The sequence below is a fragment of the Dyadobacter sp. CY261 genome, assembly GCF_021440085.1.
Taxonomy (GTDB): Bacteria; Bacteroidota; Bacteroidia; order Cytophagales; family Spirosomataceae; genus Dyadobacter.
The window spans coordinates 1-22,937 of sequence record NZ_JAKCPW010000013.1 but is presented as its reverse complement, the minus strand read 5'-3'; the positions used below and the strand labels follow the sequence as shown (position 1 = coordinate 22,937).

At 44.9% G+C, this 22,937-nt stretch carries 17 protein-coding genes; 9 read left to right on the top strand and 8 right to left on the bottom strand.

Features of this window, described 5'->3' with window-relative positions; genetic code table 11:
- Window positions 1-28 precede the first annotated feature (28 nt).
- Window positions 29-1,915 (bottom strand): CocE/NonD family hydrolase, encoded by a 1,887-nt coding sequence (locus LZD49_RS28740; RefSeq protein ID WP_234671356.1) that lies wholly within the window; start codon window positions 1,913-1,915, stop codon window positions 29-31.
- A 9-nt stretch (window positions 1,916-1,924) separates the two neighbouring features.
- Window positions 1,925-2,848, bottom strand: coding sequence for a PE-PGRS family protein (locus tag LZD49_RS28735; RefSeq protein ID WP_234671355.1), 924 nt, complete (start codon window positions 2,846-2,848; stop codon window positions 1,925-1,927).
- A gap of 92 nt (window positions 2,849-2,940) precedes the next feature.
- On the opposite strand from LZD49_RS28735, the gene aspS reads away from it, so the two are divergent.
- The 6 genes from aspS to LZD49_RS28705 all read left to right on the top strand — a co-directional run bounded on the left by aspS (window position 2,941) and on the right by LZD49_RS28705 (window position 11,470).
- Entirely contained in the window at window positions 2,941-4,698 is a 1,758-nt protein-coding gene (gene aspS / locus LZD49_RS28730) for an aspartate--tRNA ligase (protein ID WP_234671354.1), read from the top strand.
- A gap of 143 nt (window positions 4,699-4,841) precedes the next feature.
- The gene (locus LZD49_RS28725) at window positions 4,842-7,226 is read left to right on the top strand and encodes an SLBB domain-containing protein (RefSeq protein ID WP_234671353.1); all 2,385 of its coding nucleotides are present in this window, start codon (window positions 4,842-4,844) and stop codon (window positions 7,224-7,226) included.
- 2 nt (window positions 7,227-7,228) lie between these two features.
- Window positions 7,229-8,290, top strand: coding sequence for a Wzz/FepE/Etk N-terminal domain-containing protein (locus LZD49_RS28720; protein WP_234671351.1), 1,062 nt, complete (start codon window positions 7,229-7,231; stop codon window positions 8,288-8,290).
- Window positions 8,291-8,345: 55 nt separating this feature from the next.
- A complete protein-coding gene (locus tag LZD49_RS28715) occupies window positions 8,346-9,146 on the top strand; it encodes a glycosyltransferase family 2 protein (RefSeq protein WP_234671349.1) in 801 nt (266 codons plus the stop codon).
- A gap of 78 nt (window positions 9,147-9,224) precedes the next feature.
- Window positions 9,225-10,307, top strand: coding sequence for an EpsG family protein (locus LZD49_RS28710; protein WP_234671347.1), 1,083 nt, complete (start codon window positions 9,225-9,227; stop codon window positions 10,305-10,307).
- Window positions 10,308-10,321: 14 nt separating this feature from the next.
- Window positions 10,322-11,470: a hypothetical protein gene (locus LZD49_RS28705; protein ID WP_234671344.1), complete on the top strand. Its 1,149-nt coding sequence runs from the start codon at window positions 10,322-10,324 to the stop codon at window positions 11,468-11,470.
- Between the two features lie 52 nt (window positions 11,471-11,522).
- Here LZD49_RS28705 and LZD49_RS28700 read toward each other — a convergent pair whose 3' ends face one another.
- Window positions 11,523-12,656: a glycosyltransferase family 4 protein gene (locus LZD49_RS28700; protein ID WP_234671342.1), complete on the bottom strand. Its 1,134-nt coding sequence runs from the start codon at window positions 12,654-12,656 to the stop codon at window positions 11,523-11,525.
- A gap of 312 nt (window positions 12,657-12,968) precedes the next feature.
- On the opposite strand from LZD49_RS28700, the gene LZD49_RS28695 reads away from it, so the two are divergent.
- The 3 genes from LZD49_RS28695 to LZD49_RS28685 all read left to right on the top strand — a co-directional run bounded on the left by LZD49_RS28695 (window position 12,969) and on the right by LZD49_RS28685 (window position 17,644).
- On the top strand, window positions 12,969-14,183 hold the full coding sequence (locus LZD49_RS28695; protein WP_234671340.1) for a hypothetical protein: 1,215 nt from the start codon (window positions 12,969-12,971) through the stop codon (window positions 14,181-14,183).
- Between the two features lie 18 nt (window positions 14,184-14,201).
- Complete coding sequence (locus LZD49_RS28690; RefSeq protein ID WP_234671338.1) at window positions 14,202-15,290, top strand: glycosyltransferase family 4 protein; 1,089 nt, start codon at window positions 14,202-14,204, stop codon at window positions 15,288-15,290.
- A gap of 167 nt (window positions 15,291-15,457) precedes the next feature.
- The gene (locus tag LZD49_RS28685; protein ID WP_234671336.1) at window positions 15,458-17,644 is read left to right on the top strand and encodes a glycosyl hydrolase family 28-related protein; all 2,187 of its coding nucleotides are present in this window, start codon (window positions 15,458-15,460) and stop codon (window positions 17,642-17,644) included.
- A 54-nt stretch (window positions 17,645-17,698) separates the two neighbouring features.
- Here the strand turns inward: LZD49_RS28685 and LZD49_RS28680 are convergent, their stop codons facing one another.
- Genes LZD49_RS28680 through LZD49_RS28660 form a run of 5 tightly spaced genes read right to left on the bottom strand, consistent with a single transcriptional unit; the run spans window position 17,699 to window position 22,727 of the window.
- Complete coding sequence (locus LZD49_RS28680) at window positions 17,699-18,316, bottom strand: acyltransferase (protein WP_234671334.1); 618 nt, start codon at window positions 18,314-18,316, stop codon at window positions 17,699-17,701.
- Entirely contained in the window at window positions 18,313-19,551 is a 1,239-nt protein-coding gene (locus LZD49_RS28675) for a glycosyltransferase (RefSeq protein ID WP_234671332.1), read from the bottom strand. Before LZD49_RS28675 ends, LZD49_RS28680 begins: the two co-directional genes overlap by 4 nt.
- A gap of 11 nt (window positions 19,552-19,562) precedes the next feature.
- Window positions 19,563-20,618: a polysaccharide pyruvyl transferase family protein gene (locus tag LZD49_RS28670; RefSeq protein ID WP_234671330.1), complete on the bottom strand. Its 1,056-nt coding sequence runs from the start codon at window positions 20,616-20,618 to the stop codon at window positions 19,563-19,565.
- Between the two features lie 58 nt (window positions 20,619-20,676).
- Window positions 20,677-21,441, bottom strand: a complete 765-nt coding sequence (locus LZD49_RS28665) for a glycosyltransferase family 2 protein (protein WP_234671329.1) — start codon at window positions 21,439-21,441, stop codon at window positions 20,677-20,679.
- An 11-nt stretch (window positions 21,442-21,452) separates the two neighbouring features.
- The gene (locus LZD49_RS28660; protein ID WP_234671328.1) at window positions 21,453-22,727 is read right to left on the bottom strand and encodes an oligosaccharide flippase family protein; all 1,275 of its coding nucleotides are present in this window, start codon (window positions 22,725-22,727) and stop codon (window positions 21,453-21,455) included.
- Between the last annotated feature and the right edge of the window lie 210 nt (window positions 22,728-22,937).

The following is a 22,937-nucleotide window of genomic DNA, read 5'->3' as shown; positions in this document are numbered from 1 at the left end:
AAAATTTTAGAATCTACAAATGCGGCCGCTACTTGATAACTTCTACTTCCAGCGAACTGGGGGCATCGGCCTGGTGATAAATCGTCTGTTTGGCGCTGATAAAATCCGAATCCTGTGCCTTGTAGATATTCTCGACATACTTCTGCGGGTTCCTGTCAAACAGCGGAAATGCAGTACTTTGCACTTGTACCATAATTCGATGGCCTCTTTTGAAAGTATGCAGCACATCCTGCAAACGGAATTTAAGGTCCGTAACCTTGCCTGCCACCACCGGTTCCGGCTTTTCAAAGCTGTTGCGGAAACGCGCGCGCATGACCTCGCTTCGCACCATTTGCTGATAACCAGCGAGAACTACTTTGGGATCGGGCAGATAAGCGTGGTTCTTTTCATCGTCCGGATACACGTCGATCAGTTTCACGAAGAAATCGGCGTCGGTGCCGATCGTGCTGAATTTGAGTAATGCGTTAATTTCCCCACCAAGCGTAATATCGTCGGTCAGCACATCGGTTTCAAAAACCAGCACGTCGGGACGGGTCGCGGCAAAACGCTGGTCTTCCGACATATATTCAAAAGGCGTAAAGCCCGACATTTGTTTGTAGTTCGCAGTATAAGGCACCGGTTTGAGCGGGTCGCTCACGTATTCTGACACCGATTTACTTTCCTTAGGTGCTTCAAAACCAAGTTTGCCTTTTGCATTAAAATACAACTTCCGTTTTTCTGCACTTGCAACCGGCCATTTATCGAACGTCTTCCACTCCTTTTTACCGGTGTCAAACAAATAAGCTTCCGGTAAACCGGTTTTCCCATCACCGGCTTCTTTCAAAAAGTGTTTGAAAAATTTGGCTTCAATATTGTTTTGATAAAACGTGGCAATGCTGTCACCGAAATAAATATCATTATGCAGCGTGTGTCCAGTTTCCCGGCTCCAACGCCCATGTCCGAATGGTCCAACCACCAGTGTATTGTACATCGACGGATTATTCTTTTCGAGTGTTTTATAGGTATTTAAAGGCCCGTACAAATCCTCAGCATCGAACCAGCCACCGACGGTCATAAATGCGTGTTTTACCCCTTTCAAATGCGGAAGGATATCACGCTTTTTCCAGAAATCATCCTTATTTGGGTGATTGACCGTCTCTTGCCAGTAAAAGTTCTGACTGTAATATTTATCAAAGTTTTTCAACGACCCCATTTCAAGGTTGAATGTGTAACCATCCGGCTTTGGCGTAAACATTTCACCGGTAAACCATGACGCCGTAGTTGGCTTGGGAGGCTTGATACCGAATACCGGAAATGTTAGATAATATCCCTGCGTAAATGCTCCGTTATGGTGGAAATCATCAAAAAAGAAGTCGGCAATAGGTGCTTGCGGCGACGATGCTTTCAATGCAGGGTGGCCCGCCAATGCGCTGGCCGTGGTGTAAAAACCGGGATACGAAATGCCCCACTGCCCTACCCGGCCATTGTTGTTCGGGATGTTTTTCAGAAGCCATTCGATGGTATCATATGTATCCGAAGCTTCGTCCACATCTTTATTCCCTTTCTTCTGATCGATATGCGGGGTCATGTTCGTCCAGTTGCCCTCGCTCATGTAGCGGCCTCGTACATCCTGGTATACAAAAATGAACTTGTCACGCATTAATGCAGGGCTTGGTCCCAGGCGGGGCGGGTAAGCGTCCGCTCCGTAAGGTGCCACGCTGTAACAGGTCCGCTGCATCAGGAAAGGGTATTTCTTCTCGGATGAGGCATCCTTAGGCGAGTAAACGATGGTGTGGAGCTTGATACCGTCCCTCACCGGGATGTCGTATTCAGCTTTGGAGTAATTCTCGCGGATATACTTTTCATCCGACGGATTTTGCGCATAAACGTACTGGGCCAGCACAATGAGTGCTGCGCAGAATAGACTTCTGATCATTGTTTGTGATTATTTTCTTTTATAAAAACTCAGTGAAACGCTGGCGGCATTGCCTTTTTCGCTTAATGTATAGAATCCTTTGCCTTCGGTTTCAAAACAGATCGCCTCGCCCTGAGGTTCAAGAGCGACCGTTAAAGTCTTTGTGGCAGATTTCATGAGCGTCTGACCGACAGTCTCGCCAGTGTTTCTTTTCCAATAAAATACACCGAGATAAGTGCGTACGACAACTTCGCTGCCGTCTTTTGAAATACTACTGGCAGTTGCCAACGTCACTCCCGGCACAGTTCCAACTTTTTCGGCAACCGTAACATCGGATGTCGATTGCGGATAGGCCAGTCGGTAAATATTGGTGCCCTGCATTTCCTTCGATATTATAAAAATATCCTTCGTTTGCGGATCGACGATCAGCGCTTCGGCATCGCGGGGGCCGTCGGGGTAGCTGAAAGTGATCTTTTGCAATGCATTCTGGCTAAAAGAACCGCCGGCGCTGGTAATCTCGGGAATACGGTAAATGATATTGGTAGAAGTGACCGGCGAATTGTTGTTGCCTATGTCGGCAATATAAGCGTAGGACACCCCATTGTCAGGTCCGGGGCCAATAACTACTTCCTCCCAATCGTGGTTGTTACTGCCCGGTACATTATATTCCTTAATGCTTTTGCCGTCCTTGCTAATCAGATAAAGTGAGTTGGGCTGACCTGAATCCTGGATCGTCCACAGGTAACCGGCCATTGTCGCACTCGCCGCGAGGCCGGACGCTTCGTCGATAATGCCTGGTGCTATGGGAAATTGCTCAGGTGCCGTTTCGAACTGGTCCGACTGCCCTGAACCGCCCGGCGCAGGCTCGGGATCGCCGCATGAACAGGTTACACAAAAAACAAGTGAAGAAATAATGAGCCTCGCTTGTCCGCCCATGCTGCCATATACTTTCATAAAAAACACTTCATGTTAGATTTGCTAAAAATACGTACTTTTGCGGCATTTATTATCAGCGGCTTTCATTATATCAGTATTAAAATAGTTATATGTTACGTACACATACCTGCGGGGAATTAAGCTTAGGACATGTAAATCAAGACGTTGTATTATGTGGTTGGGTTCAGCGCGTCCGCGACAAAGGAGGCATGATCTGGCTCGATCTGCGTGACCGTTACGGCATCACCCAGCTTCTTTTCGAAGAGGGAAAAACTCCCGCCAGTGTATTGGAAACCGCGCGCTCACTGGGCCGCGAATTCGTAATCTCCGCCAAGGGCGCGGTCATCGAACGTTTGTCCAAAAATGACAAAATTGCTACTGGGAACATCGAAATACGCGTAGCGGAACTTAGTATTCTAAACCCTGCGAAGCTGCCTCCATTCCTGATCGAAGACGAAACCGACGGCGGCGACGATATCCGCATGAAATACCGCTATCTCGACCTGCGCAGGAATACGGTCCGCCAAAACTTACAACTGCGCCATCAGGTAGCCCGCTACACGCGTGCGTACCTCGACGACCTGAATTTTATCGAAGTCGAAACCCCGGTATTGATCAAATCGACCCCGGAAGGCGCCCGTGACTTCGTAGTACCCAGCAGGATGAACCCGGGTGAGTTCTACGCATTACCCCAATCCCCGCAGACATTCAAACAATTGCTCATGGTAGCCGGTTTCGACCGTTACTATCAGATCGTGAAATGTTTCCGCGACGAAGATCTGCGCGCCGACCGCCAGCCTGAGTTTACGCAAATCGACTGCGAAATGTCGTTTGTGACGCAGGAAGACGTTTTGAATACATTCGAGGGCATGATCCGCGACCTATTCGCCAAAGTGAAGGGTATCGCCCTCCCCGAAGTTCCACGCATGACTTACGCGGATGCCATGCGTCTGTATGGTTCCGACAAACCGGATATCCGTTTCGACATACAATTCGTCGAACTGAAAGGTGAAGGCCAGGATCTTACCTCCGGAAAAGGCTTCGGCGTGTTCGACGATGCCGACCTGGTAGTGGGTATTTCGGCACCCGGCTGTGCCACTTACACGAGAAAGCAGGTAGATGAACTGACAGACTGGATCAAACGTCCGCAAATCGGCGCGAAAGGCCTTGTGTACGTTCGTTACAACACCGATGGATCAATCAAATCGTCCGTTGACAAATTCTACACCGAAGAAGAGCTTAAAAAATGGGTTGAAGCGTTTGATGCCAAGCCGGGCGATCTTTTATTGATCCTGTCGGGCCAAGGTGATAAAACGCGCAAGCAACTTAACGAGCTGCGCTTGGAAATAGGCTCGCGCCTGGGCTTGCGTAACCCTGATGAATACCGCGCACTGTGGGTGATTGACTTCCCACTGCTGGAATTTGGCGAGGAAGAAAACCGCTGGTTTGCGATGCACCATCCGTTTACGAGCCCCAAGCCGGAGGATATCGAATTACTGGATAAAAATTTAGGGTTGGTTCGCGCCAATGCATACGATATGGTGATCAACGGCGTTGAAGTGGGCGGAGGTTCTGTAAGGATCTTCGAAAAAGAGCTTCAACGGAAAATGTTCGAGATCCTCGGATTCTCAGCCGAAGAAGCACAGGATCAATTCGGCTTCCTGATGAATGCATTTGAATTCGGCGCTCCTCCTCACGCCGGTATTGCATTTGGTTTTGACAGGCTTTGCTCTATTTTTGGTGGTGCGGATTCGATCCGGGATTTCATTGCATTCCCTAAAAACAATTCCGGCCGCGATGTCATGATCGATTCGCCTTCGACGATCTCGGAAGCACAATTGAAAGAGCTTGCCATTAAGGTTCAATAAACCCGGCTTTGCGATTTGAATTGATTGCCGAATAGTCTTATTGATGGAAGATTTTGTAGCTTTGCCAGGTTACGGCGTTGGTTTCGTTTGTTAATCCTTGAATACTAGATAATATTAAAATACTCTGCATGCATTATCCACCTATGACAAGAAAACACATTGTTGGCATTTACATTGTATTTCTAACACTTTTTAGTTTTCAAGGTTTTACACAAAATACTGCTCCGCAAACCGCCCCGGCGACGCAACCACAGATAGACCCCTCTACGATCAGCAATTCACAAGCTGTCGAATTTTACAACCAGGCCAAGGGCGCTGGCATGTCCGATATGGATATAGAAAGAGCCGCTCTACAGAAAGGATATACCCTGGACGATATTTCTGCTATTCGGAGACGTTTACAACAATCGGCCGCAAAAAATAATACGCAAAACGACCCTAACCGCGATGAAATCGACGAAACAAGGGAACAGGATGATTTGGATGAGCTCGACGAAGAAACCAATAATGAAAATGACTCTACTTCTGCGAGGCGCGCAAGGTCCAGGGCTCTGAGCCGGACTTTCGGTTCCTCGTTTTTTCGTAGATCGACCGTTACGTTCGAACCTAATCTTAGAATTCCCACACCCAAGAATTATGTTTTAGGCCCGGATGATGAGCTTGTCGTTGATATTTACGGTAATGCTGTGGAGAATTTCAGGATGAAAGTTAGTCCTGAAGGAACAGTCAAAATGCTTAACCTCGCGCCAGTATTTGTCAATGGGCTTACTATTGAGCAGGCAAATGAGCGTATTGTCAACAGATTAAGACAAGCCTATTCCACACTCAACCGACCCGGCTCGGGCACCTATTCCACCATTACGCTGGGAAATGTCCGTAGTATTCGGGTAATGATTGTGGGAGAAGCTGCCAGACCAGGGACCTATACGGTTTCTTCCTTAGCGACTGCCTTCAACGCATTGTATGTTTCAGGCGGCCCCGGCAGAAACGGTTCATATCGAAACATCGAGGTTATCAGGAATAACAAGACCATCAAAAAAATCGACTTATATCGTTTCCTTATTGATGCCGATATGCAGGACAATATTGCGCTGCAAGATCAGGACATCATTCTGATCCGTCCATATGAGAGGAAAATAGAATTATCAGGAGAGGTCAAAAAGACGGGCATCTTTGAAGCAACAGGTAATGAAACGTTGAAAGACATTTTGCGCTATGCAGGTGGCTTTACACCCGATGCATTCACGGACCTCATTCAATATCAGCGCAACACAGGTAATAACTTTATAATAGGGTCTATTGATTCCACACAGATAGCGTCTTTTCAGCCTAAGAACGGCGACTTGTTCAGAGTGAAAAGGATACTGGATGTTGTCGCTAACCAAGTCGAGATAAGAGGATCTGTGACTCGTCCTGGCATATATCCTCTTGATGAAAGAACGAAAAGCGTCAAAGACCTCATCACTATCGCACAGGGAATTGGCCCCAGAGCATTCCTGAACCGTGCGTTGCTGGAAAGAGCCAGCGGTGATACGCAAACAGGCCTGGTGGCAATCGATCTCCGGAAATTGTTGAACGGGGAAATTCCGGATATACAACTTCTGGCTGGCGACATCCTCACTATTAAATCAGTTGAAGACCTCCGGGAATTTACGTATTTGTCGGTCGGTGGCTCAGTTATCAACCCGGGGGCATATTATTACTATAAGGACATTACCATCGCCGACGTTATTTTTCAGGCGGGCGGATATACGGAGGGCGGAGTTCCTTATCGCATCGAGGTGTCGCGCCGGGTCAAAAATGACACAATCGGTTTGCCCGACAATCAGAATGTAAGGATCTTCACACTGAATGTAAGCGATAACCTGGTCTTGAACGAAGAGGATCAGAAGTTCAAGTTGCTGCCTTATGATATCATCCTGATAAGAAAATCCCCACGTTATGAGCAACAGAAAACGGTAACAGTGGTGGGCGAGGTCCTCTACCCGGGAACTTATACGATCCGTAACAACTTTGAGCGAATCTCTGATTTGTTTCCAAAAGTAGGTGGAATGAGGAAAGAAGCTTACATTGACGGAGCGAGATTTTACCGGAACAGAGAGCTGGTTGCGCTTGATCTTAAGGCAATCCTTGACAAACCAGCCATTCCAGCAAACCTGCTCCTCGCCGATGGCGATACGCTCGTAGTGCCAAAAAAATCGGAAATGATCCGCATTCAGGGAGGGATTTACAATCCATCGCTTGTCAACTTTGATAAGAACTTTTCATTTAAAGAATATATTTCCCAGGCCGGTGGATTTACGGAAAGAGCCCGGAAGAGCAGAACGTATGTTTCCTATCCCAACGGAAGAACACATCGTACTACCAAATTCTTGTTTTTTAAATCCTATCCAAAGGTCGAACCGGGATCAGTGATAACGATTCCGATTAAAGAACCGAGAAATGATCAACCTATGTCGCGCGGCGAAAGATTGGCAATCATCTCTTTGTTCTCAACTCTGGCCATTGCTTTAATACGCATACTGTAACTATGACTGATCATCTCAGTATACCTAACAAAGATCCACTCGAGGTCAGCCTGAAAGACCTGATCAGATTCGCAAAAAAGTACATTTTGCTCGTGATCGGTTCAGCGGTTGTGTGTGGAATCCTTGGTATCGCTTTCAGCTTTTCTGTGACCAAAAAATACACGGCGCAAACTATCCTGCTGCCTGAATATAGCATGGGGAACGATAACTCGTTTTTCAGCATGGCCATGGGAAGTGATAGGACCGGCGCGGAGAAACTCGTTCCCGAACTGTACCCAAACATTCTTAGCAGTACACCTTTCGGCCAGTATCTCCTGAAAGAAAAAATTACTGACGTGAACGGAAGGAAATACGAATCCCTGAAAGAATACATGGCACGTGACACCTCCGTAAGTCTTCTATCTAAGTTGACATCCATTTTTAAGTCAAGTCCTCCAACAAAATCAGGACCTCCTGTATCAATCCCTTCGCCCGGTATTATGTCCCTGTCGACTCAGGAACAAAGCCGTATCTCTGGTGCAATAGGCCTCGTGCGAACAAACGTCGATAGCAAGAATGGCATTATAACCTTGGAAAGTGAGTTAACCGATCCGGTTGTTGCCGCGATAGTTGTGGAAGCAAGTAAAAACTACCTCGTCAACTATGTCGAAGATTACCGCACATCCAAAACTAGCGAGCAGGCAATTTTTCTGGAAAGTAGGGTCACCGAGGCTAAAAAACGCCAGCAAAATGCGGAATATGCGCTACAAAGCTATCGCGATCACAACAGGAGCGCTTATTTAAATGTGGCCAGGATCGAAGAACAACGTTTACAGGCCGAATATACCCTTGCGCAATCCATATATTCCGATCTGATTGTGAAACTTGAACAGGCGAGGATCAAAGTGAAAGAAGAAAGACCTGTTTTTAAGGTACTCGAACCGACGAAAGTTCCTACTTCCAGAAGTAGCCCAAAACGTCTTACGATCGGATTTATTTTTGGTGTCATTGGTGCGGTGCTTACTATGTTCTACATTGTTTTCTTCAAGGAAAAATTTCATTTGAAGTTATTGGCGGATATCTAGGCGAGCTTTGAATACAAGCCCGTCGCCAAAGAAATGAAACGAGCAATCAGATCCAATGAATCTTTCCCCTAAGATATCCATCATTACAGTTGTTCGGAATGGAGAACAGCACATTGAACACACAATCAAGAGCATCGTAAATCAAAGCTATCAAAATATAGAATATCTTATAATTGATGGCAACTCTACGGATAGGACGATTGAAATCATAAAAAAATACCAGGATCAGATTTCTTTCTGGGTTTCTGAGCCCGATAGTGGCATTTACGATGCAATGAATAAGGGGGTCAGAGCTTCCAGCGGAGATTGGCTGCTATTTATTCACTCCGATGATTACCTTTTAAGCCCTACGGTGATTGAGGAGGCCGTACCCTATCTTCGCAATTCAACTCACCAGATCGCATATGGGCAGGTTGGCTTTATATATCCGGATCAATCGGAGAAAACCTACGGAGCTGAATGGGGATCGCTAAAAAAACGGTTCAGGGAGGTGGCGATGTGTATTCCGCATCAGGCAACCTTCCACTCCCGAAAGCTTTTCGTGAACGGGTGCTTTGATAAGAATTTCAGGATCGCAGGTGATTATGACTTTTTGCTCAGGCACTTGAAAGATCATGAAGCTACCTTTTTCCCGGTGATGATTGCCAAAATGCGGGCAGACGGCATAAGTTTTACAGCAAGCAAAATAGATTTGCTGCGGGATACACGAAAAGCCCAGATCAAAAACAAGATGTACCGTTCCATACCGCCATTTTCATGGCACGTTTCCGCGTTCAAGCTGCTAGTTATCGACCTTATTATCAAAGCCTTCGGCGTAGAATGGAAAAACAGAATACGAGGAATTCTAAAAAATTAATAATTCCCTGATGGCTGACAGCATCTCGATTGCATCGGCAACGACTTAAAAGCACGCACAAGCCAAGGAAAAGAAACAATGGCCATTTATCTTGTTATATACTCTATTTTCTTTCTTTTTTCGACCTTCAATGTATTTGTGTCGGGGAGGAGAAAAAGCGTTATACTTTTTTTGATGGGCATTTTGGGTCTGACCATGATCGTGTTCGCGGGAATAAGGTGGGAAACAGGCACTGACTGGCCGCAATACCACTACTATTATAAAACGATCGAGCAAAGGATTTGGGGATTGTCGGGCATGGAGATCGGATATGAGGTGCTTGTCCGGACTGTCAAGGCCCTTACCAATACAGACGAAACACCATTTCTATTTTTCTGCGCCTCCTTCATCGTTTTCTTTACGTATACCAGCCTATATAAACTGAGCCCTTTCCCATTATTTTCGCTGTTTCTATTGATATCTTACAGCGTGGTGGGCAGTGGTTTCGGCGTAAGGCAAGACTTGTCCATTGCGTTGACATTCTTTTCCATCATATTTATCACGGAAAGATCCCCTTTCAAGTTTTTTGCGACAGTACTAACGGCGGCGTTAATCCACAACTCGGCTGTCATGTTCCTGCCTGCATACTTTCTCTATACGTTTAAATGGAACACGGTTAAGGTGGTCGTTGTGCTCATCGGGGTTATATTTTGTGTATTGATGTCCGAAAGGCTTATTATCACCCTCGGACCGCTCATTTCAGCGCATAAAACGGAGCACTACATGGAGATGGGCCTCATCGCGGTACGGGCTGATAATCCATATGTTGCGCTATTGAAAGGACTATCCGGTCGTTTTCTGTTCCTGATGATTTGCATCGGTTTTGTAAACTATAAGTCGGATGGGAACAGTCATTATAACGGCATATTCAATATCTACATCACGGGAATTATCATGTATATTATTTTTACACCTATTAACCTTGTTTTCAGCCGCCTAGCCCGACCTTACGACATTTGCCAGATCCTGATTATACCCATGGCATATTCACTTGCCAACAGGACACAAAAAATCATTATCATTTCGATAATAGTTGCTTTTTCATTTTTCAAGTTTTACACGACGCTTTCAGGTAGTGAAGACGGGTCGTTGATCCCGTACCGGACAATTTTTGATTCATAAGCGATACTTTCAGGATGATTTATGTTGCGGATATTTCCTCGATTTACGTTCAGCACGAACAGTTCAATAAATCGTTTATAGAACTGTTACGGCAAAATAACCCCGGCACGCCGATCGCTTTCTTTGCTGAAAAGAACCACGGGAAGGTCATTTTATCCCGGTCGGCTCCGGGAATTGAGTCGAATGCTATCTACGTGTATGACAAGAGAGGTGGACTTCGGGAGTTTATTCGTGCATATTACCAGTTCAAGGCGCTATTAGGAGTAATCCGCTCGGCAAAAGGTAGGACGGTGACTCAGATATATGTACTTCTTATACATCCCTTTGCTCATTTTCTTTTGAAAAAATTTGCACCTACTGATCAAAAAATTTCGGTAGTGATGCACGGTGAGCTGGAATCCCTAAAATTCAATAAGCATTTTCTAAATAAAATTTGGGGATGGTTTTTGTTAAAAGCACTCACCACACAGCGCCCAAACCTAAGTTACATTATTCTGGGGAAAAGCATTTACGATAACCTTTTAAAGGTGCTGCCGTCATTTACGGACCAGAATACGATCATCCTCGACCATCCTTATCCCTTTTCCCGACGACCGGAGAAGTTTTCGCCAAACGAAACCATTACCTTCTCCTCTCTGGGGGTTGCGTCAATTTTCAAGAATTCGCAATATCTGTTCATGGCAGCATTAAAAGCGTCGCAACTTGGGTTAACCCAGAAATGCAAATTTATTGTTGGAGGACGGGTTTATAAAAACATGGTTCCGTACCTGAACGATTTCGTCAATTACAAAAAGGATTTTGGTTCGTACAGTCGCAAAGAGCTGGAAACAGTGGTGAGCAACTCGGATTACTGCGTTTTTTACTACGATAACAGGGACTATTCCATGTGCTCGAGCGGTGCATTTTGGGATGCCATTAACATGGAAATACCGCTGCTGTATGTACGGAACGATTACTTCGATCATTACGTGACGATAACGGGTGAGATCGGACGGGCTTTTGACACTGCCGAGGAACTTAATGAACATATTATATCACTCATTGAACGTGGAGACAGCTATTTTGATGACCAGTACCGACGTTTCACCGATAACATCAGAAAACTGAAGTATCATTACATGAGCCCCGCAAATCTTACGCAACAGCTCAATCAAACCGTTTGAAGCAACGAAACGCAAAATTATCCCGGCATATTTGACGTTACCTGCCCGGGCGTTAAAGATCCTTCATTAAATCATTAATCGTTTTGCCGGCAATATCCCAATTGAGCCTGCTTTCGTATTCATGAAAGGAGGAAGCGGCGGAATCAGCATAACGCTTCTTGTCTTCGAATACCGATTGAATGTAACCTGCATAGCTCTCTACGCTCGCATCCAACGGGAATGTCTTTCCATTAACATCGTCCCTGATGATCGTCGGAATCCCGCCTACATTGGTAGTGATGCAAGGCAGGCCAAATGAATTCGCTTCTGAGAAAACTACCGGGGTACAATCAGCGCGAGTCGGGAGTAGCAAAAAATGACTGGTCGACAGCAGCTTGTTGATCAATTGCTGCCCTTCTTTATTTGATTTGCTGATGAAACCGTGGTTAACAACAAATGATGGTATGGTTTCCATGGGGATCTCTTTTATGCCCGCCACATGTAAGATCGTCTTAATGCCCACCTCATTCAGTTTCCCGGCTATTTTTACGGCTATATCTCCTCCCTTACGCTCCCAGTTCACCGCTAAGAACAACAAGTGGCATTCGTTTTGAGGTCTGCGCGAAACCATTTGTTTCACATCATCCAGCGAACGACTGGATTCAAGGTTCGCACCGAAAGGAACGACTTTGACTTTCTCCGGATTTACACCATAATGTTTGATAGCGCTTTGCGCAGCCCAGTCGGAAGAATAAATAGCCAGCCTGGCAGACTCGAGCCCGGCTTTTTCCAGAAAATTGCCGTGTTTGATGGTTTCGGAAGAAAGGTTTGAAAAATCCTTATAAAATCCGATCATACCCGCGAACGTAGCATCGGTATAAAAAACCTTCGGCTTGTTGGTTTCTAACAAGGAAATAGGAATGGTCCCCGGAGAAAAGATAATATCCGTATCATCTTTTAAAAGCGCCTTGATTTGCTTCCCGTATTCCGATGCCGTATGTGGTTCTCTTCCGAAATCAAAATCCTTTCGAAGAATTTTGAAATACAGCTTCTTCAGATACATATCTATGGCAGGACTCGACTTCAGGCCTCCTATGAAATCGATTTCGTTACCCTGGCGCTCTAGTGCATTTGCGATCATATAACCCAATCCCGACCATTTATGGATATCCTGTGCATCGTAGATAGTAGTGTAAGCAATTTTCATAGTGAGGTGATATTATTATTATCGCTAGCAGCAATAAACCGAAAGAGTCCAAAAATTATTAACATCGGGGAAGCACTGGCGCTGAAATTACGAAATGCCACACGAATGTTAAAATTTTTTCAGTTCATGGTCAAATGCTGGATATTATCGGTGATGTGAAGGCATGAAAATTACGGATAAACACCTAGAGATGACTTTTATCACCGGAAAACGGCAATACCAAAAGAAAAATTTCCGTTCTTTCGGTTATAGTAACCTTCTCTAAGCCAATTTCGGAAACGGTTTTTTTTCACTAATTCAAGCTTTTTGACTATGAAAAGGTATTCATTGTACGCATGCTTTGTACTCACTCTCTTCACGATCTTAGATACTTACGGCGCAGATAAGCAGCAAGTTATCCGAGACAGTACCATTAAATATGGCGTCGAGATCGAACCATTCCTCAAAAGTCTGAATAACGGCAAAATCGTCGAAGGCTTCAATTATTCGCCGCATATCAACAAATTTCTGAAGGAGAACAAATACGTCAAATTCCCTCCGTATGCGCTTACCATTGGCATCGACGATTCATTTAAGAGTTACCGGAGCCATTTGGTCGTCAATTCCGGAAACAGACTGTACTTCCCCAAAGGCAGTGAGCTGGTTTGTCCCACCGATATGAAAACAAACGGCTACATGGTGTTCGTGTCCTGGGCAGTGTCTGACGTTTTTATCGATGGGATCAATCTAAGGGGAAGTAAGGTGAATGCCGACTACAAGCCTTCCCCTTATGGCGCGGGCATTGCGATGTACGCCCCAACTAAAGTGACTGTGCTGAATGCTACCATTACGAAGAACTCCGGGGATGGCCTCACCGTCAGAACGCATTGGAACAAGCAAAGTAAAAATATTGTCATCAACAAAGCCACTATTGTGAACGCCAGCCGCGTGGGTATGCTTATCACGGGAATAGAGAACGGTGATTTCCGCAATATTTACATCGAAGGAACCGGAGAAAAAGACCAGTCAAAAGTTGTAAAGCCGCAGACTGCGCTGTCCTTCGAGCCAAATGATTGCACGAGTAAGTATATTAACTGTAAATTCACCAATCTGGAAACAAAAAATAACCTGGGACCAGTAGTCGCCACCACTAACTTTTACGCCATTTATACCAAGAATACATGCGGCCCGAATAACATCAGTATTTCGATCAATAACTGGAAAGACCTGAACGACGATCCTGCGTGTTACGGAGCTTCCTTTGATGTCGCTAGCGGCAGTATGGAAAAGTATGACACTAAGGACATTAACGGGACATTCACGATTAACAATGCTACCATCATTCGCGACACGAAGAAGGAAAAGTACGACTACTATTTCCTGCATGGTCATGAGGAAGCAAGAAAAGGCGGTGTGAAATATACACTTTCCAACCTCAAATTCGTACGCCAGGGAAAAGCGTTTGGACTAAAAAATAAAAGTGGGGATAAAGCAATCAACAGGACGATTGACCTGGCCAACAAAAGCAACAAATTATCTATTAATTAGCATTATATACACCCTGAGTTGGAATCCAAAAAAAGAGTTACTTACATTCTGCATGATATAGCAGTCGGCGGGGTCGAGGTTGCATTTATCTCGGCACTGCCCGCTCTACACAAAAAATATCATCTTCAGGTTATCGTGCTGGGTACCGTTAATGATTCGATGGTGGCACATTTGAGCGCTGAAGAAAAGCAGGTTTTTACCGCATTTGACTATCCACTCTTCCTTTATCCTGTTATTCTGCCCAAAATATTGCGAAAGGTCTCGGAGCACCGCCCCGATTTACTTATTTGCTCATTATGGCGAGCATCAATGGTGGGCACGCTGGTCAAACTGGGCAACAGCAGAGTAAAGTTCTATTCCTTTAACCATAGTACACGCTTCCCGCATTTCTTTTCATCATTCTTCACCCGAATGGCCGCTAAAACTGCCGACGTAATACTCACGGACGGAATTGCGACAAGTAACTTTGTTCAGGAAAAACTACGGCCGAAAGCACCTGTAAAAATTGTTTCGTTCCTGACACAAAAAGCACCGGAGAAGATCACAAGTAATATTCCCAAGCCGGATGAGAGCGTCAGATTTATGTTTCTTGGCAGGATCAACAAGGTAAAAAACTTGCCATTGATGGTCAGCGTGATAGAAACTTTACGTGGAATGTCAATACCTGCGACACTTGACATTTATGGGCGAAATGATGGCGATGGCCAGGAGGCCATTGAGCGGATTAGCCAAGCCAATCTTCAAGAACACATAAGGTTCATGGGAGAAGTTCCCAGCAGCCAGAGGAGTGACCTTTTTCACCGGTACCATTTTTACCTCCAGCTTAGTTCGTTCGAAGGTATGGCGATGAGCGTCGCGGAAGCGATGCAGCACGGTCTTGTGTGTGTCGTCTCGCCCGTCGGTGAAATCGTCCATTATGCGCGCGACATGGAGTCGGCTATCTTTATCAACATTTTTGATGAGGCAGTATGGAAAAACGATATTGGTAAGATTAGCGAAGTAATAGCTAATCCAAATACCTATCTAAGGATTTCTACAAAGTGTCATAAAAATTTTCTTTCCAGGGAAGAGTATAAGGACTCTCTTATTGAGCAACTCGAAGCCTAAGTAGCCATTATCAGCATATTACACAAACCAAAACGACGAATGGCCGGCAAAAATGCCGGCCATTCGTCGTTTTGGCACTAAAAGAAAAATTTGTTACAAAATATGTAGAATTATTTTAAATTTTTGTCGTAATTCGTGTTACAATACAGAAGCCAATATACACAATTATGAGAATTTATTTTATTTTTCTACTACTTACAATATTTACATTTTTACAGAACAAACTCGATGCTTCTCCGAAAATCGATCCAATAAAATTCTCTATCAGCACATCTGCAACCAATGTTGCTGTTAATGAGGAGTTTGAGATCAGTATTAAAGCGAGTTACATGTACATTCCGGCAAATACGGCTTTCGTCTTTGAAGGTGCCAATTCATTTCGGCTCAAACTTGTATTACCGGATGGATTTCAGCAAACCGGCGGAAGTTTTTCGGATTTTGCAGGTGCTGAGCTTTCTTCAACAAAGCCTTATGTTTCATACACGGTTAAGGGAAAGTTTACGAGGGATGCGAACGACGGCGTCTTCCAACTTCTCAGAAGTCATCAGAAGGCTGATAACCAAAGCACATTTATACAAGTCGCCACGCTATCCTTTAAGACTGAAGATGGTCTTCCCGTTGCGGATGACGCTAACGCAAGAATCGCTCTGACCGGAACGCCAGGATATGTTCCTTATTTGAGCATCAGCCAGGTTCGGGCAGGAGCTGCGGATACAGCCAGAGCTGTCTTCATTACTGATAATGGCAAATATGGACTGTTCCGGTATAATGCGTCATCGACTTCTCCCGACGACGGTGCCATGACTATTTTAGGCGGAGGCCGACGCTACGAGCGCGTTTATGAAGGTGCCGTTAACGTAACCTGGTTTGGGGCTGTTGCCGACGGCACTACTGATCAGACGGCGGTGTTGCAGGCGATTTTATACAGCGCCAAATACCGGAATGTTTTCTTCCCAAAAGGTGCTGGCTCCTATCGTATAAAGACGCTGAGACTATTAAGCAATACCACATTAAATTTCGAAGAGGGGACGGTTGTCGAAGGGTTGGGGACGCTGGGTACCAGTGAGAAGTTGATTTACATGTACGATGTCAACAATATTATCATCAGAGCACATGGTGTTACTTTTAAAGATCATCGCGAGAATTACACAAGCGGGCAGTACAGGCACATTTTCTCCCTTGAAGGTGTCTTCAATGCTTCGCTCGAAGGAATGGCCGCCAATGATAGTGGTGGTGACGGTTTCTACATTGGAGCAGGAAGCGTCAGGAAAGTGAGCGAGAATATTAGAATAGCGAATGTCAGTGCGAACAATAACAGAAGGCATGGTCTCGCGTTAACCACAGGCAAAAACATTGAAATCAGCAACGCCGTTCTGACCAATACCAAAGGAGAAGGCCCCCAGGCCGGCCTAAATATGGAGATAAACTCGGCCGAAAACCGACTTGAGGGTGTTCGGGTTCAAAATGTAACCACTGGTGGAAATACTGGTCCTGGGATCGTCGTCAACCCTGGCATGCTCTCGGGTTCTGATCGGATGATTGAAGTCTACATCACCAACCATATCGACGACGGCAGCCAATATGGATTGCTGGTAAATTCAGGTAAAAGCGTTTTGGGGGGATCAGTCACGATTGAAAGTCCCACATGGAAAAACTCGCGCCTTTGCGGCTTCGTCGCTCGGAACTGGGGCTATCGCGCATGTGCCGTTACCCTTTTGAACCCGACAGTGATCAACTGTAACACGAGTGCGAGTACTTCTCCTACGGCCGGCGCCGCCTTTTACGTTCACCGGGAGGCCGCAGATGTCGGTGATACAAACCTGGGCAACATCCATATTATTAATCCGAAAATAATGGATTTAAGAACGCCGATGCTGACCCAAAGAGCATTTAGTTTCAAGGATTGGGCTAGCCCAAATAACAAGATCCTTAACTGTAGCATCATAGACCCTATAAAGGTCGGCTCCTTCTTCCCAGGCACCAACATGATAGCCAATGCCGAGATCCTGCTGTCGGATCGCTACAATTCGATGGTCCATGAGTTTGCCACCGGCAATAGTATAGCTGACTATACCTATTACAAGCCATTATACACTAATCAGACATCGACGGGCACCAGAAACCTGACTTTGGGGAAAGTAAACGCGGGATTTCCTGAAATAACGGTGGAAGTACGCTCGCCTCAAATTGTGACAATTTATCCTAACGCAACAGACAATATCGTTCCCTTGTCGCCCGTAAACGGAAAATACATCACCAGCAAAGTAGTAGGCAGCAAAATTGTTTTGAAAAAGACCCTGGATAATAGCTGGTTTATCAAGGAAATAATTGGAACCTGGACAGTACAGCCGTAACAACTATATTTCAAGCATTTCAGTGGGGGTGGCAAAATTGTCACCCTTGTTTTTTCAGGCATCTATTACTCTAATAAACCTGGCAGGATTCCCACCCCAAATCTCAAAATCCGGAATAGACTTTACAACGACGGACCCTGAAGCTACTATCGAATTTTCTCCGACTGTTACCCCTTTAAGAATGGTTGCGTGAGAGCCGATGAATGCTCCAGACTTGATATGCACCGGATTGGTTTTAACATTATCAAAGTTCTCCGGAATGCCGTTGCGCTCGGACGCATTCAACGAATGAAAGTCGGTGTCATATATCACCACGCCTCCTCCAATTTTTACATTATCTTCAATTGTGACGCTATTATGACAGACAATCGCCGCACAGCTGATGCCTACATTGTTGCCTATCCGAAGAACTGCGTTTTTGTTCACAATAAAATAGCAAGGCTGCTGTCGGCCGATCATGTTGTGCCGGGTACCGCTGTAAAAAGTAAAGTTTTCACCGATCGTCAATTTACCGCTCCGATCCACTTCCACGATCGGTACTCCACGGCACGTGAAGCTCTTGTACTCAACCCCATTCAGGCTGAACCTCCAGCGGGTGAGGACAGGAGATAGCAACGAAGCGCTGCGGGCTCTGATCCTCTTTAAGAAAAAATTCAATTCTCTTAATATCATTTTCGGTTTGCTTCAAAGATCGAGTTGTATGCAGCCAGATTCTGTGCCACGATGCGGTCAGGATCATGCCGTGCGATGGCCACGGTTCTGGCCCTTTCTCCTATTCGAATAGCCAGATCATGATCGCCGGCAATTTTCATGATTTTGCCTACAAGCGCGAAAGGATCGTTTGCCGGCACTAACAACCCGCTTTCCCCATCGGTTATAAGGCTGGATATCCCGCCCACATTTGTCGAAATTACCGGCACGCCTAGATATTGGGCTTCACAGACACTATTCGGACTATTATCGATATAAGAAGGATGTATGAACATGTCCGACTTTTGCAAATGCGCGACCAGCGCCTCCGGAGAGGCCACTCCCATCAGTTGCAAACCAACCTCGTCAGGCCTTGTCTTCAGTTTTCTCTCCCAAAATGGAAAATCCATGATTCCGAACACCTTCCATTCGAACCGAAGTCCCTCGATACCCTGCAACAAACGCGCCGTTTTCAAAATTAGATCGAAACCTTTGTAATCCGTCCCTGAAATCGTGGTTGCGAGTTGTAAAATACTATTACTGGGTTTGCTCCAGGGAGCTGCCTCGTAAAAAATCGAACGTAGCATCTCACTGCAATAAAAATATTGAGAGTGCGGCGCGTAATATCTGGCTACCGTATTGTCCCACTCCGTTCTGCCCATAAAATACCGGCATAATCTCAGGATTTTTTCCTCGCGACGAGCGTTGTGTGCAAATACGGACAAATCCTTCAATCGGGTAATTCCAGACCTCAATCCAAGATGTCGAAAATAGTCCAAAGCATTGGTGCCAGGAGCAAACATCGCATTCAGATAGGGTATTAGGATTCCCTGGATGTGAATAACGACGGGAATTTGCGTACGACCCTGGACAAGTCCAAATGCCTGCTCACTACCAAAAATATGGATTATGTCAGGCTCAAAGTCATTTATAACTTCCAAATATCTCCCCGTCTCCGTTTCATCTGAAGTAGCTGAAAAAAAAGCACGCTTGATTCGCTTGTATTTGCTATTGTACAGGGAGACTGGATAATAGGTAGTGCTCCCCTCTTTAACTTTAAACTCCTCACTACCTGCCAGTAAGAAGCAAATACCAAGCTCCAAATCCGGAACACTCGACATGGCTCTTTCCAACGAAGACATCCATCCGCCTCCGTTATAACCATGCTGAATATTTTTGTAAAGTGAAGGAGTATTACAAAACCAAAGTATTTTCATCCGAATTCCAATTACCGCCCAACGAACTGACTCTTCCAAAGTGCAATCTCTTCCTCGGGAAGTCTGATATCGGTTATATAGTCATTAACGATAAAATCACTACATCTATCCAGCTCCGCTCGTCGGATGACATTCAGATTTGTGTCCTTACTAATCTCATAAGCCCTGTTGTCGACCGCAACGATTTGTGTACGTTTCTTCTTTTGAATTGCCCTGATTCCCGCATGCAGTCGGGTGCCCACATAGTCGAGATCCGGATGGCTTTCCAACAATTCGTCGTAAAAATGCAAATCAGGATTAACAAGTAAAATCCTCTCCATACCCGGAGCTATCTCCCGCAGATAATGCATATCCTCATATCCCTGGATCCACACATAGACATTCTCATAATGCTTCTGCAGAAGTTTAATTAATGCTGCGTCCTTCTCATGATCCTTATTATAGAAAGTAAGTGTGGTAACCACATCTTTCGCTTTCCTAACAGGTACCAACTCGGAATGTTGCTTGCTTATGCTCCACAACGTAGGACAGGTAGTATTAACTACATTCTCTATGCCGATCGATTTAAGTTTAGCGGCTGTGTACGAATCGCGTACCGAATGGATAAATTTCTTACTTAGAAGGCCGGAAAAAAGATTTCTGGTATAGTCATTGGGAGCGTCCTGATATTGCCACCAGCCGGTGCCGAATAAAACCATTTTATTGGCCAAAAAATAACTGTCCCGGGGAGTAACTTTCCATTGAAAACGGCTATCCATGTTGGAAGCCAAAAGATTGGTACCCCCAATCAGGATTATATCCTGGTCCTGCATCAATTTAATAGCATCCATCTTCCGGCTCAATTGAGTCGGATAGGAAGACACAAATGAGGTAGGAAAAATTTCCCTAATGTTCCTTCTGACCGCATCCTGAATAATGTAGTCGCCCATATTACTGGTTCCGATCGAAGGGTCCATCAAGCCAATCCTTTCCAGGCTTACATTTGCAGACAATTTTTGTTTCGAGCGAAAAGCATTTCGCCAGTTCTTTATTTCCCTTTTAGAGGCTTTGTATGTATAGCTTAACATTTGACTTATGTCCATTGAATTTTGATGCTTATTAAAACGCTGGGTTGAACGCCAAAACTTAGCCCCGTCTAAAATACTTTCTTAGCATTTTCCGTAACTTGATACGCCAAATCGCCGCCTTGTATTCTTCCTCACCGATTGTCCCGAAACTTCTTTTCACTTCAAGGCCTTCGGCAGCGGCAGTTAGTGTATGCAAAGAAGTTGCACCGCCGATACGGAAATTGGTTAAAACCTCGTCAATGTTGTTAAAAGCGACGTTATTTGCATGAAGGCGGTTTAATAGGTCAAAGTCGCCGCATACCCGAAAATCCGGATTAAACATTCCGTATTTCTCATAAACGACCTTGGGTACGAAGCAGGTAGGATGTTGGATCACCTCGGTCGTCACGAAATTATGATGATACCGCCGGATGGCATATTCCATATTCTGCTTCCACAGACGTATCATCCCATATATGACCGTGTTACATTTCTCTTCCAATCCGGAATATGCCTTCCAAACCTTCCCTAGCGTGGATAACTCATACCAATCGTCGGAATTTATGATCCCTATTAGTTCCCCTCTGGCCTTGGAAATACCCTTATTCATTGCATCATAGATACCTCGATCCGGCTCGCTTCTAAATGAGTATCCTAAGCCTTTTTCATGGAATTTATCGGCATATCCTGCAATGATATTCAACGTATTATCCTTCGATCCGCCGTCCACCAATATGTACTCAAAGTCGCCAAAATCCTGATTTAAAACACTTTCAATCGTCTCAGAGATGGTGCTTTCACTATTAAAGCAAACGGTAATAATCGATATCTTAGGCTGATTCATATCCATTCCGGTTATTTTGAAAATATCCAATGCCCATATCCGGATTTCCTACATAAATAATACCTGTTTGCCAATTCGAACATTAAAATGAAGATCAATCCGAAGGTCACTGAATATATGTTGATACATTCCATTACATATAGAACGCAAATTGTTATCAGATAAACGGACGTTGAGTAAAGAGAGCCCCTGTAAAGGAGATCGTACTTACCATTAATTACTAACGGCAATCCAAAGAGGGATGTCAAAGGCACGATTATCAGCATAACGGATAATATCTGGAGAATTGGGATTGAAGGTATCATTTCCTTTCCACCATAAACTGTTACTATAAATTTGCTTAAAACCACAATGGATAACGCGACGAATATACCAGCCAACGCAGTCATCTTAACGGCCTTATTGAGCAGCAGATGGTTCCGGGATTTTGATAGATTCGGAAAAATCGCTGCCGAAACATTATAAAAAAGTGCCAGGAGCGTGGTAACGATCCGATTAGCAAAGTAATAGTATAGAACCTCCTTATTTCCTAAAAACGCACCTATAAAAATGACGTTTGTTCTGTCCTTCACAATTCCAGTGATAGTGGTAGCGAATACGGGCCAGCTTTCAAGCAGGTAATGTCTAATGCGGCGATAAGGTTGAACAAGGAGCCTGATCGAATAACGTTGTGTCATATTATACCAGCCGTAAGCAGCACCGCCAAATGCACCCAAAAAATTGAAAATGGGAACCAGTAAATAATCGCCCGGACTTTTTACAAACAGGAATATTAGCCCTAGAGATGCGATACGGCTGACGACATTTATCACCGTGATATGCTTCATCTTCTCCATCCCCTGGAAAAACCAGCTAGGAAATATTACTTCGTTTACACAAACGGCAAAACACATAATGGCAAGCATTTTATTGGACGATAAAACGTCAAATGCAGCAATCATCCCGGCAAATATTACGGCGGATATCAGAAGCAAAAAAACCTTGCTGATAATCACGGCAGAAACTATCTGATTTAGCTTCGCAATTCTGTGCCTGTTCTGTGCGACCTTCTTAGTCGCCGTTAATTGATACCCAAAATTGACCAATATTGAGAAATAGGAGGCGATAGTCGTAATATAGATAATCAGGCCGTAAGACTCGGTACCCAAGACCCTGATCAAATATGGATATGACACCAGCGGCATTACCATATTCAACACCTGAAGTATACTCAGATAACCAAAGCTACTTATAATTGTTTTGTGAGTCTTTAATTTTGAAATTAACCCCTGATAACTCTTCAACATAAAAATGTTACGTTAACTGCTGTAACCGCAGGTTTCTGTACGTGTGTGCCCCTGCCTCCTGATTGCTGTTCCGTTCCCATCGGTTTCACTGCCAATCGCCTACAAAGGTAATCACGATATTTTGTAATAAACTACCACCAATGGCCGCAAACTTACCGGCCGGCTTGTCGTACCCTGCGCCTTGTTTCTGTGACCCTCGACCCCGGATTC